Annotated in this window: 9 protein-coding genes; 8 read left to right on the top strand and 1 reads right to left on the bottom strand. The window is 55.5% G+C overall.

Annotation, left to right across the window (positions count from 1 at the left end):
* Positions 1–245: 245 nt before the first annotated feature.
* The 6 genes from P40081_RS19975 to P40081_RS36510 all read left to right on the top strand — a co-directional run bounded on the left by P40081_RS19975 (position 246) and on the right by P40081_RS36510 (position 6,808).
* On the top strand, positions 246–1,025 hold the full coding sequence (locus P40081_RS19975) for an ABC transporter ATP-binding protein (RefSeq protein ID WP_039310093.1): 780 nt from the start codon (positions 246–248) through the stop codon (positions 1,023–1,025).
* Between the two features lie 80 nt (positions 1,026–1,105).
* Positions 1,106–1,858, top strand: a complete 753-nt coding sequence (locus P40081_RS19970; protein WP_373604804.1) for an ABC transporter permease — start codon at positions 1,106–1,108, stop codon at positions 1,856–1,858.
* 94 nt (positions 1,859–1,952) lie between these two features.
* On the top strand, positions 1,953–2,942 hold the full coding sequence (locus tag P40081_RS19965; protein ID WP_042137921.1) for an aromatic acid exporter family protein: 990 nt from the start codon (positions 1,953–1,955) through the stop codon (positions 2,940–2,942).
* A 155-nt stretch (positions 2,943–3,097) separates the two neighbouring features.
* A complete protein-coding gene (locus P40081_RS19960) occupies positions 3,098–4,180 on the top strand; it encodes an HD-GYP domain-containing protein (protein ID WP_231575150.1) in 1,083 nt (360 codons plus the stop codon).
* Positions 4,181–4,425: 245 nt separating this feature from the next.
* Positions 4,426–4,983, top strand: a complete 558-nt coding sequence (locus P40081_RS19955) for an outer spore coat protein CotE (protein WP_042137918.1) — start codon at positions 4,426–4,428, stop codon at positions 4,981–4,983.
* Positions 4,984–5,215: 232 nt separating this feature from the next.
* Complete coding sequence (locus P40081_RS36510; protein WP_052421912.1) at positions 5,216–6,808, top strand: putative amidoligase domain-containing protein; 1,593 nt, start codon at positions 5,216–5,218, stop codon at positions 6,806–6,808.
* 376 nt (positions 6,809–7,184) lie between these two features.
* On the opposite strand, the gene P40081_RS19945 is transcribed toward P40081_RS36510, so the two are convergent.
* Positions 7,185–7,706 (bottom strand): hypothetical protein, encoded by a 522-nt coding sequence (locus P40081_RS19945; RefSeq protein WP_042137916.1) that lies wholly within the window; start codon positions 7,704–7,706, stop codon positions 7,185–7,187.
* Positions 7,707–7,920: 214 nt separating this feature from the next.
* On the opposite strand from P40081_RS19945, the gene mutS reads away from it, so the two are divergent.
* A complete protein-coding gene (mutS, locus tag P40081_RS19940; RefSeq protein ID WP_042137914.1) occupies positions 7,921–10,662 on the top strand; it encodes a DNA mismatch repair protein MutS in 2,742 nt (913 codons plus the stop codon).
* Between the two features lie 107 nt (positions 10,663–10,769).
* Positions 10,770–12,896: a DNA mismatch repair endonuclease MutL gene (gene mutL, locus P40081_RS19935; RefSeq protein ID WP_042137912.1), complete on the top strand. Its 2,127-nt coding sequence runs from the start codon at positions 10,770–10,772 to the stop codon at positions 12,894–12,896.
* The last annotated feature ends 42 nt before the right edge of the window (positions 12,897–12,938 follow it).

Raw genomic sequence — 12,938 nt, 5'->3', positions numbered from 1 at the left:
CAGAGAAGAATCGAAGATGTGATTTTTACGCAAAACTAAGTTGATGCTTACGAAGCTAGTTTGTTCGATGCAGAATCGTGAGAAGTAATGCTCACAAACTAAGTTGATGCTTCCGAAGCGAGTTTTGCTGCACAGAAGAATCGAAGATGTGATTTTTCCGCAAAACTAAGTTGATGCTTACGAAGCTAGTTTGTTCGATGCAGAATCGTGAGAAGTAATGCTCACAAACTTTTAGGAGGGCTGATATGCTTCCAGTAGTGGAGTTGAAGGAAATCACGCACGCCTATCTGGGAGACCGCGAGGCTTCGCTTGCGATCGAGGATTTCAATCTCAGCGTGGGCCAGGGTGAGTTCGTCAGCCTCGTCGGGCCCAGCGGCTGCGGCAAGACGACGCTGCTGTCGATCATTGCCGGGCTGCTGCGGCCCTCGCGGGGCGAAGTTCTGCTCAGCGGACGCTCTGCGGCTGGGCCGTCTCCTGAAGTAGGCTATATGCTGCAGCAGGATTATCTGTTTCCCTGGAGGAGCATTCAGGATAATGCACTGCTTGGCCTGGAGCTGACCGGAAGGCTGGATGAAGAGTCGCGCAGCAAAACCCTGCAGCTGCTGGCCGATATGGGTCTTGCGGGCAAGGAGCTTGCCTTTCCGGCTCAGCTCTCGGGCGGAATGCGCCAGCGCGTCGCTCTGGTGCGGACGCTGGCGACAGATCCCGGCCTGCTGCTGCTGGATGAACCGTTCTCCGCGCTGGATTACCAGATTAAGCTGCAGCTGGAGGATCTGGTCTCGGAGACGCTGATGCGCCGGGGAACAACGGCTATTCTGGTTACTCACGACCTGTCTGAGGCAATCGCCGTCAGCAGCAGGGTCATTCTGCTCCAGCGGAATCCGGGAAGGATCCGCAGGATTTTTCAGGTTCCGGAAGCCATCCGCAGTACCCCGCCGCTGTATGCGCGGGACTTGCCCGGATTCGCGGAGCTTTTTCATGAAGTGTGGAAGGAAATGGAGCTGGCAGGGAGGGAAGGCGTGTGAAGACGGAATTGCCCGCAGAAGTGGCGGCCTCCCGTGCACTTTGGCTGGAACAAAAGCATGCGGACTACAGGAAGAAGAAGCTGCGCCGCAAGACTCAGGTTCTGATCGTAAGAAGCAGTATCCTGATCCTGTTCTTTGTGCTCTGGGAAGCGGGGGCCAGGCTGGGCTGGATTGATGAACTGCTCTTCAGCTACCCGACGAAAGTGTTCCGGCAAATTTGGGATGATATGGTCAGCGGCAGTCTTTGGCCGCATCTGGGGATGACTGTAGGAGAGACAGTAGTCGGGTTTATTCTCGGAACCCTGCTTGGGACGCTGCTGGCTGTGATCATCTGGTGGTCGCCTTTTCTGTCTGCCGTACTTGATCCTTATATGGTCGTCTTCAACAGTATGCCGAAGGTGGCGCTGGGTCCGATCTTCATTGTTATGTTCGGCGCAGGGTTCACCGCGATTGTGGTCACCACGTTATCCATTACGGTGATTATAACCACTCTGGTGGTGTACAACAGCTTTTGCAGTGTGGACCCGAATCTGGTTAAGGTTGTCCGTTCATTCGGCGCTTCCAGAGTACAGGAATTTAACAAGGTGATTCTTCCGGCGTCCTTCCCTACGGTGGTCTCCACGCTGAAGGTGAATGTCGGGATGTCATGGGTCGGAGTCATTGTAGGGGAATTTCTGGTGGCCAAATCGGGGCTGGGTTATCTGATTATCTATGGCTTTCAGGTATTCAATTTCACGCTCGTCATGTCCAGTCTGCTTATCATCGCCGCGGTGGCTACAGCCATGTATCAGCTGGTTGTTTATGTAGAGAAGCTGTTATTGTCGCGGAGGTAGAATAATGTAATATTGTGTCTCCCGGCAAAATCTTGTACCATGACTATATCTTTACCTGAATATTGAAGCTGAACTTTGTAGGAGAGGTATTAACATGGGATTTCGTATTATCAAAACGGCGGCTGCAACTCTGCTGTCCATTCTGCTGGCAGCCGCCGCAGGTATTCCCAATGCGCAAAGCGCGGGACTGCTGGCCATTCTCGGGGTGGAAACAACGCGCAAAAGGAGTCTCCGCACGATCACGGCACGCTTCTTCGCCTCGCTGGTGGGACTCTTTTTGGGCTGTATTCTCTTTTTCACCCTGGGCTTTCATTATTGGGTTCTCGGACTGTATGTACTGTTCGGCTTCCCGCTTATCGTCAAATCCGGCTTCAAAGAGGGAATTGTCACCAGCTCCGTTATTGTGTTCCGTGTTTTTGGACAAGCTGACATTACCGTTCACATCCTGCTGCAGCAGATTGAGCTGCTGATTATCGGCCTGGGTTCGGCCGGACTCGTCAACTTCATCTATATGCCGCAGACCGGAGACATGATTGCCGGTATCCGCAAAGAGGTGGACGGCTATTTCTCGGTTATCTTCCGGCAGATTGCCAGAACCCTGCGTGATCCCGCTTATGTATGGGACGGAAAGGAACTGATCGGAGCCGGTGAAGCGGTGCAGAAGGGTCTGACCGCGGCTTCAAGGGAGATGGAGAATCATGTGATCCATCCGGATGAAGCCTGGAATGTGTACTTCTACATGCGCAAGGAGCAGCTGGAGTCAATCCAGAATATGATGCAGCTTCTCTCTCAGGTATACCTCCAGCTGCCGCATGGTGATATGGTTGCGGAGCTGTTCGATCAGCTTAGCGGCGATGTGCTGGCTGAGGAATATACGGGCCGGACCGAGAAGCTGCTGGATGATCTGCAGCAGGAGTTTCAGCAGATGGAGCTCCCGGATTCCCGTGAGGTATTCGAGATCCGCTCCGCTATTCTGCAGTTATGCCGGGAGCTTGCGCTCTATCTCAAAATTGCCAAACGCTATAAAAGTCCGGTCGATCCAAGGCCGGTGAAGGACAAGCTGCCCGCAAAGGGAAATGCTTGAGCAGGAAGGTAAATATGTCTCAGGTATTAACATTACGGTGTGAATTAACGATAAGATATATAAGCACTTAAAGTGAGCTTATCTCTATAGTTATGTTCATTTTCTGTTCGGGACAGAGAAACACATTTCAGGATAAGATTGTAGATGAGGCCGCGATGCTTCCAATTACAGCAGCGGTTCACTCCGGTGGACGGCTGCACTGGCAGGTGAGGAACATGAACAACAGCAATGAACAATATATCGGCAAACAGCTTGCAGCCAACCTTTTTAATCATAGCGGTGTGTTTGTTCTGCCGGCGATGACCTTATTAAGCGGGGAACATATCCGGCTGATCTCCCAGCACAAGATCCTCCTGGAGCCGCATGACGTGCTTCAGCTGGACAACGCGGCATTCTATCAGCTGGCCGTGGATGACTGCACAGCAGCGATGGAGAGCATTTTTGACCAGCTCCGCTATACCAAGACCAAAAGGCTGCCGATGATAGAGCTCAGAAATGAAGTCATTCCTTTTATCCAGCAGGTAAGTGAGAAGAACGATTTCTACGGAATATTGGCTGCACTGCAGTCCAAGGATGATTATACATACAGGCATAATGTTGCGGTTGGTATTATCTCCACGCTGCTAGGCAAATGGCTGAAGCTGAAGCCGGACGAGCTAAGCATGCTGACCATCGCAGCGACTCTTCATGATATCGGCAAAATTATGATTCCGGCTGAAATTCTCGCCAAACCCGGTCCGCTGAGTGAGGAAGAATATGCGCTGATGAAGAAGCATACCACCTTTGGATATGAAATGATCCGGGATACCGTGGGCACCACTCACATGCAGGCACTTGTTGCGCTGCAGCATCATGAACGGATGGACGGCAGCGGCTACCCCTTCGGGGTGCTGGGGCACCGGATTACCGATTTCAGCAAAATTGTCGCTGTGGCGGATATTTTTCATGCGATGACCTCAGACCGCTTCTACCGCACGGCCGCCCCTTTGTATGAGGTGCTCAGGCAGATGGACGATAATGTCTACGGCAAGCTGGACCCTTATATCTGCAGTGTGTTCATCAACAAGCTGATGCAATCGATGATCGGCAATGAGGTACTGCTCACAGACGGACGAATCGGCAAAATCATCATGATTCTTGCCCATGATCCGCTGCGTCCCCTGGTGAATATCGATGACGATTTCATTGATCTGAGCCGTCACAGGCAATTGGGGATTGTGCGTGTAATTCCGCAATAAGCACAAGGTGCAATATCGTAAAACGAAAAAAAGGTAGCGGTTCCCCATATTTTGGGGAAGGGCTGCCTTTTGTTTTTTTCGGAAGCGGGACTCATAACTGGCTAATTTCAGCAATAAAATGAAGCAGGAGGCTTAATTAGACTCTCATGAGGGCTTACCCAAATTTATTTCTACTCTAACAATCAACAAATGCCCAGAACGTGCATACACTTGATAGTGAATGATTGTATGGAGGAGGTTCAAAGATGTCATTAAGCCATAAACGTCAAACAAGGGAGATCATTACGAAGGCAATTTGCGGCAAAGGTCGTAAGTTCTCTACCGCAACCCATACCGTGACTCCGCCACATCATCCGACTAGTATTCTGGGGGCTTGGATTATCAACCACCAGTACGAAGCGGTTGCCGCCGGGAACGGAATCGAAGTAATCGGTACTTATGATGTGAACATCTGGTACTCGTACGACAAAAATAAGCAGACCGAGGTTGCCAAGGAAACGGTCTCCTATGTGGAGCTTATTCCATTGTCGTATCTGGACCCGAGACACCGTGCTTCCACGGCACAGGTCTCTGCGGAGGCAACGCAGGAACCCAATTGTGTGGAAGCCGGGGTATCGCCGGGCGGCGGCAGTGTGACGCTCCGGGTGGAACGGGAGTTCGAGGCGGAGCTGGTGGCTGAGACCAAGGTCCGCGTGTATGTCAGCGATCAGATTGATGATCTGGAAGACAAGGATTATGATTTTGACGGCGAGAGTTTTGATTACGATGATCTGGACCCTGACGCCCTGGATGATGAGCTGTAAGGAAGGAATACGCCGCTGCCTTTCTGTTACTGTATTGGGTTATGATCCATTATATGATGAGAGGGCAGCGGCGTAGAGGGCGAATGCCCTCTTTTTTTTAAAATATTTTGGGGTTAGGTTTCAGCACCAAAAGCTTCATCTGCGTACTGCAGAAGGGCGGGCTATCCGGTTATGAAGGATGATGCAGCTGTAGGCGCGGCATGAAGAATTTCGGATGGGCGGTGGCATAAGGATGAACGAAGGGCTTAACTTATTCCTTCAGCTGGCACCGGAGCAGATTATGCGCAGACTCCGCCGCTGCGGGATTGAAGCGGACCCCGGGGCTATAGGCAGACCAGCACGGCGGAAGGATGCAAGAGAGAGTCATACATATTCCCATGGACAAGACCCCGCAAGTTACAGGCAGCACTACCGGGTGGTTATTTTCAATCTGGCTGTGCTGGAGTGCCAGCCTCTGGGTGCAGGAGCGGCTATGAATGCTGCTTTTTTGGGGCCGGTGATAGGAGAGGGCGGGTATGGCGGAGCGGGTGCTGGCGCGAGCGGGAACAGGGTTAATGGAGCAGGAGCGGGTGGCGGCAGGGATGGCGGGAATGGTACTGGTGTAGCAGGCGCTGCTGAGTATGGTGAGCGCGGTTATGGTGGAGCGGGTGCCGGAAGTGATAGCGGGAACAGTTATGGCGGAGCGGAAATTGAAGGGCGTGACGAGAACAGCTATGAGGGAGCGGGTGCCAGAGGTAATAGCGGGAACAGTTATGGCGGAGCGGGTGGCGTAAGTGAGATGCGCGGGGTGGCTGGAGCAGTCCGTGTAACGGCGGTCCGGGCGCTTTACAGCCTGGGGCTGGACAGCGGCGAGGTGGAGCTGCGGGCCATGGGCGGGCGGCGTTATGTGGTGACGGGCATTACTCCGTTGATGCCGGTTCCCGGCAAGCCGCTGCCTGAGCCGTACCGTGCAGCCTCGCGGGAGCTGGCCCGTTCCCATGCCCTTGAGCAGCCAGGCCGTGCCGGGCTGCTTATGGGTATGGACCCGGAGTTCCTGCTGCTCCGGGAGTCCACGGGCCGCGTCGTGCCGGCGTCGCGGTACCTGCCCATGGACGGCGCCGCGGGCTGCGACGCCGGACCCCCGGGAACGCGCGGCGTGTTCCCGGTGGCGGAGCTGCGCCCTGCGCCGCGCGGGGAACCGCGCGCGCTGCTGGCGCAGCTGATGTCCGCCGCGCGCGAGGCGGACCGGCTCATCGCCGACCGCTCGCTCCGCTGGCGGGCGGGAGGCATGCCGCTGCGGGGCTGGGCCCTCGGCGGCCACCTGCACTTCAGCGGCGTGACGCTGTGCGCGCCGCTGCTGCGTGCGCTCGACAACTATCTCGCGCTGCCCATGCTGCTGCTCGAGGACGTCCGGGCTGCGGCCCGGCGTCCCCGCTATGGCTTGCTCGGCGATTTCCGGCGTCAGCCGCATGGCGGCTTCGAATACCGGACACTGCCGAGCTTCCTGGTGTCCCCGGTCATCGCCAAAGGCGCGGTCTGCCTGGCTCACCTGATCGTGAGCCATTATGAAGAGCTGCCGCTGCGTCCGCTCGACCGGGAGAAGCTGCATGCCGCCTTCTACAGCGGCGACAAGCAACCGCTCCGCGAAGCCTGGCCTCCCCTGGAGGCGCAGCTTCGCGCGCTGGGCGGCTACGCAGCCGCCGCCAGCTACATAGATCCTCTGCTGCGCTCTATAGCCGCGCAGCAGACCTGGGATGAGTCGCGTGATATCCGCGGCTTGTGGTGCGGCAGCGCCCCGTCAGTCTCCGGGGCGCGCCCGGCCGGGCCGGAAGATACTTTTCAATAGAAGCTGTCTGTATAACGGCGGCTGTCTGTTTTCTTTTAGCGAGAAGCGGTCTATTCAGTTACCGGACAATCGCTGCGGGTCCAGCAGAATACGTCACATCCACACCTGAATCGATGCTGATAGCTTGGAGACTTATTTAGTTAGCACTGTCAGACTTAAAATGTTGTACATTATGCAACGTTGATTCCCAAATAGCTGTCTGTGCGGAAGATTGTTGTATGAAATACAGGAATTCATCCCTCTAGGCTGTAAGGAGAAGGCGAAATACTGCCTTTTCTACAACAATTTTGGATTGAGACCGCAATGATGAGCGAAATGTTGTATAATGTGCAGGATTTTGGGGATTCACCGGATCACGGCTTTATAAACTCCACTATCATTCCGCTTTATAGCGGCCTCTTAAACAGGAAGGACTACCCTTCTCAAAGAGTGGGCTCCGGTTTCCTATTTGTACAGCACGGACCAGGTGCCGATATCGGTGAACCCCAGCTTTTTGCAGATTCATCCGTCTTGCCCTCTTCCAGCACATCAGCACATCAGCGCATAAGCGGGCAACCACCTCTGTGGCTAAACCTTGGCAGTCCGGCACTTGGCCGAACTCCCGCAGTACGTGTGATGAACCCGAGAGCATTTCGGACTTCCCGCTCTTTCTCACCAGCTCCGCGAACCCTTCCACGTCAAAAGAACCTCCGCATACGGAAAAAAGCTTCCATAGAACGGCAGCATTACCGCTTTGATCCGTCCGGGCCGGTTCATCCATCTCCCCCCCACAGCTCCATGAAATCCCGTTCGAACCCGCAATTCTCCACATCCCGACAATAAACATATGAAGTATAGGGTCTTTGTGCAGCATTGTCATCAGCGGGAAGCGGTCAGCCTTATTGAGCTTACTTATCACGATTATTCCTCCTTACATAAGAGAGAGTGTACAGCCGATTGCATAGATTATAATATAGAATAAATGCTTTATTACCGGGATAAAAGCTGCTGCCAGCCGCCGGAAAATCTGCACACCAGGTTTTAGCAGGAGACCGGAAGAGGCTGCGGGTAACTTTGAGAGGGAAGTTTCTGCTATAATAGAGAACAGTATGAAGTAGGCATGGAGGTAGACGATGGCAAACTATACGCCGATGATTCAGCAGTATTTAAAAGTGAAGGAAGGGGCAAAAGACGCTTTCCTTTTCTTTCGTCTGGGCGATTTCTATGAAATGTTCTTTGAGGATGCCTTGCTTGCCTCGAAGGAGCTAGAGATTACACTAACAGGCCGTGATGGCGGGGTCGGCGAAAAGATTCCAATGTGCGGAGTGCCGCATCATGCTGCCGAGGGGTACATACAGCGCCTGATCGAGAAAGGCTACAAGGTCGCTATCTGCGAGCAGCTCGATGATCCTGCGGTGACCAAAGGGATGGTCCGCCGCGATATCGTCCGCGTAGTTACACCGGGCACCGTGATGGACGGCAAAATTATAACGGACAAAAGCAACAATTACCTCGTCTGTGTGACTGAGGAAGATGGCATGACGGCACTGGCTGCCTGCGATTTAACAACAGGTGAGCTGTATGTCACCTCTGTACTCTCCAGCACCGAATGGCTGCGGGATGAGATCGGCATCTATGAGCCGGCAGAGATTATCGGGGACGAGGCGCTCCTGGAGCAGCTGCGCAGTGAAGCCTCCCTGCTGGCTAAGCCAGTAGTTTATACACCGTGGGACAAGCAGGAGGAAGGACTGGCCCGCCGCCAGTTCGGCGAAGCGGCATGGGTACGGCTGGAGAAGGAACGCGGCCGCTGTCTGGCGCTGCTGATCTCCTATTTCAGCGAGACCCAGCGCCGGTCACTTGGGCAGCTAACCCAGATATCTCCTTACGAGCCCGGAAATTATATGATTCTTGATCCGTTCACCCGGCGCAATCTGGAGCTGACCGAAACCGTAAGGGAGCGCTCCAAAAAAGGCTCGCTGCTCTGGCTACTCGACCGCACCGAAACCTCGATGGGCGGGCGTCTGCTGCGCCGCCGGATAGACAAGCCGCTGCTGCAGCGTGCGCCGATTGAACGCCGCCTCGAAGCTGTCGACTATTTGTATAACCAGTTTATCGTCCGCGAGGATTTGCGCGGAGCACTGAAAGAAATCTATGATCTGGAGCGGCTAGTCGGACGTATTGCCTTCGGCAGCGCCAACGGTCGGGATATGAACGCCCTGAAGCTGTCGCTGGCGCAGATTCCGGCGCTGAAGGAGATGTGCCTGACATCCGGTTCGGCCACCCTGCGGGAGATCGGCACGTCCATGGATGAGTGCGCAGAGCTCCGGGAGGATATCGAACGGGCCATTGTTGAGGATGCTCCGGTATCTGTCCGTGACGGCGGAATTATCCGCGGCGGATATCATGAGCGGCTGGACGAGCTGCGTGAAGCCAGCAGCAGCGGCAAACGCTGGATTGCCGAGCTGGAAGCGAAGGAACGCCAGGCGACGGGCATCAAATCCCTGAAGATCGGCTATAACAAAATCTTCGGCTATTATATTGAAATTACCCGCTCCAATCTGTCTGCACTTCCGGAAGGCAGATATGAACGGAAACAGACGCTGGCCAATGCCGAGCGTTATGTTACCCCGGAGCTGAAGGAGAAGGAAGCGCTGATCCTGGAGGCCCAGGACAAAATGACAGACCTGGAGTACAGCCTGTTTACCGAGCTGCGCGAGCGGATTAGCGCCCAGGTTCCCCGGCTGCAGGCGCTTGCTGAGAAGGTAGCCGAGATTGATGTGTATCAATGTCTCGCGGCGGTTAGTGCAGAGCACCGTTTCGTGAAGCCTAAGCTGTCCGACAGCTATGACCTGCGACTCGAAGGCGGGCGCCATCCGGTGGTTGAGGCAGTGCTGAAGGATTCCGCGTTTATTGCGAACGGCAGCACGCTCAGCAAGGATGAGGGCAATATCCTGCTGATTACCGGACCGAATATGGCAGGCAAAAGCACGTACATGCGCCAGGTTGCGCTAATCTGCATCATGGCCCAGATCGGCTGCTTCGTGCCGGCATCCAGTGCTGAGGTTCCGCTGATTGACCGCATCTTCACGCGGATCGGAGCAGCGGATGACCTGATCGGCGGCCAGAGTACCTTCATGGTGGAGATGGCCGATATCCAGGTCATGACCGAAAAGGCTACGGCCCGCAGCCTGATCATCATTGACGAGCTGGGCCGGGGGACCTCGACCAGTGAAGGTATGGCGATCGCCCAGGCGGTGATTGAATACGTGCATGATACTATCGCCTGCAAGGCGCTGGTATCGACGCATTTCCATGAGCTGGCTCATCTGGAGCAGAGTCTGAGCGGACTCCGCAACTATTCCATGGCGGTGCAGGAGAGCGGGGACAAGGTCAACTTCCTGCGCAAGCTTGTGCCGGGAGCGGCGGACAGCAGCTACGGGATTTACTGTGCGAGACTGGCCGGACTGCCGGAAGGTATCATCGACCGCGCGTACGGCCTGCTTCAGAGCATCGAACAGGCATCTCCACCGGGCAGCGTGCCGCTGAACTACGGTACGGACTATAATGACCGTTCCGGACCTGTGATTCAGGAGAACCGGGCTGTGGTTTCCATGGCTGCGGCTCAGCAGGAAGCAGCTGTTACACTTGCTTCCCCTGCGGAGGAAGAGGACAATGAGGTTGTACAGCTCTCTATATTTGGTGAGGACGAGCCCCGCAAGAACCGCAAAGGCGGGGTCGCAGCACCGGCAGCCAAAGAAAATCCGCTCCTGAAAGAGCTGATCTCAGCTGTACAGGGTGCGGATCTGATGAATATGACACCGCTGCAGGCGATGGGTCTGCTTAATGAACTGAAGATGAAGGCCAGGGAGCTATAAGCCTGAGAGTATATAAGCGAGTGGGCTAATTAAGATTTTACCGGGCTTATTCAGACATCAATATGAGTTTGCAGCTACATTATTTATAAATTGCGGGGTGAACGAATATGGCCAAGATTCATGTGCTGGACGAGCATATTGCCAACCAGATTGCTGCCGGAGAGGTAGTGGAGCGTCCTGCATCTGTAGTGAAAGAGCTTGTGGAGAACGCGATTGATGCGGGAAGCACACGTATCGAAGTCTCTGTGGAAGAGGGCGGACTGCAGAGCATCCGCGTCAAGGATAATGGCTCCGGCATAGAGCCGGAGGATTGCGAGACGGCCTTTTACCGCCATGCAACGAGCAAAATCGCCAACGGCCGTGATCTGTTCCTGATCACCAGCCTCGGGTTCCGGGGGGAGGCACTGCCGAGTATCGCGGCGGTATCGAAGCTAACCCTGCTGACTGCCAGCGGTGATGACGGGAAGGGACGGCTGCTGGAGATTGAGGGCGGGAAGCTGATCCTGAGTGAGGATGCGCCTTCCGGCCGGGGAAGTGATCTCACCGTACGGGAATTGTTCTATAATACCCCGGCACGGCTGAAGTATATGAAGAGCATCCAGACGGAGCTGGGCCATATTTCGGATGCGATGTACCGCATGGCGCTGGCACATCCGGATATCTCATTCACCTTGCAGCATAACAGCAATCAGCTGCTGCATACGCTGGGCAACGGCGATCTGCTGCAGGTTATTGCCGCCGTGTACGGCACCTCCGCCGCCAAGGCGATGCTGCCAGTCGCGGCTGAAGACCCGGATTATAAGATCTCCGGTTATATCAGCCGTCCGGAATGGACGCGTTCGAACCGTAATGCCGTAACGACGATTGTCGGCGGACGCTATATCCGCAGCAACGGACTGAATGCCGCGATCATGCGTGCGTATCATACGCTGCTGCCGATTAACCGTTATCCGCTGCTGGTGCTGCAGCTCGACATGCATCCGTCACTGGTCGATGTCAACGTGCATCCGGCTAAGCTGGAGGTCCGTTTCAGCAAGGAGACCGAGCTGTATGCATTCGTGGAGCAGCAGATCCGCAGCCTGCTCATGGGACAGAGCCTGATACCACGTCCAACCAAGGAAATTATCGGGGGCAAGAATAGCAGCTCCTTCATTCAGGAGCAGTTCGCCTTTTCCAAAGGGGCGGTTCCGGGAGCTCCGCAGCAAGGTGCTGAGCCAGCTAACCCTGCAGATGCTTCCGCTGGCCGCGGTCCCGGCCAAGGGATGCCTGCTGATGCTCTGCAGGGAGGCAGCAGCCAGCCGCGCCCGGGAGGGAACAGTGCTGCTCCGTTTCCCGGCGGCGCAGCCCCGCTAACCGGCAGCAGTGCTCCGCTGTTCGGCGGTGGGGCCGCTGCCGGGGCTCCGCAGCGTTATCCAAGCGGCGGCAATTCTCTGCCGCCGCAGTCTCAGACCAGGGAGACGGCTGCAGCTTACGGCGGCGGTACCATGCCGCCTGCACCTTACCGGAACGGGACCGCAGCACAGCCGTCATCCCGTCCGCGCGACAGCTACCGCCCGCAGGCAGCTGCGGCTGACCGGGGACAAATGCCAACCGCAGAGGAGTTATACGCCCCTGCGGTTGCTCCTGCCGGAAGCGAAGACACAGGACTCCCGCAATTTCCCGAGCTGAATTATATCGGCCAGCATCACGGAACGTATATTATCGCCCAGAATGACAGCGGTCTGTATCTGATTGATCAGCACGCTGCGCATGAACGGGTGAATTATGAATTCTACTATGAGAAATTCGGCAAGCCGGAAGACGCATCGCAGGAGCTGCTGCTGCCGATCACGCTGGAATTCACGCCTTCGGAGAGCAGACAGCTCAGCGAACGGCTGCACTGGTTCCAGCAGGCGGGAGTATTTCTTGAGCATTTCGGCGGACAGACTTTCCTGGTCCGTTCCTTGCCGTACTGGTTCCCGGAAGGTGACGAGAAGGCGGTCATCGAGGAGATGGCGGAGTGGGTGCTGAGCGAACGGTCCATTGACCTCGCCAAGCTGCGCGAGAAATCCTCTATTCTCTGCTCCTGCAAAGCCTCGATCAAGGCTAACCAGAAGCTCACAGAGCTGGAAGTGGAATCGCTGCTCTCCCGGCTAGCGGCCTGCCGCCAGCCTTATACCTGCCCGCATGGACGGCCGATAGTCGTCTCCTTTTCTTCCTATGATCTGGAGAAGCTGTTTAAGCGCGTGATGTAGTGGCAGTACTGTACATTTGAAGAGAGCAAGATCGGAGGCAAC

This window comes from Paenibacillus sp. FSL P4-0081, from assembly GCF_000758565.1.
Lineage (GTDB): Bacteria > Bacillota > Bacilli > Paenibacillales > Paenibacillaceae > Paenibacillus_AQ > Paenibacillus_AQ phytohabitans.
The sequence above is the reverse complement of the archived record's forward strand: the minus strand, read 5'-3'. Positions and strand labels throughout refer to the sequence as shown.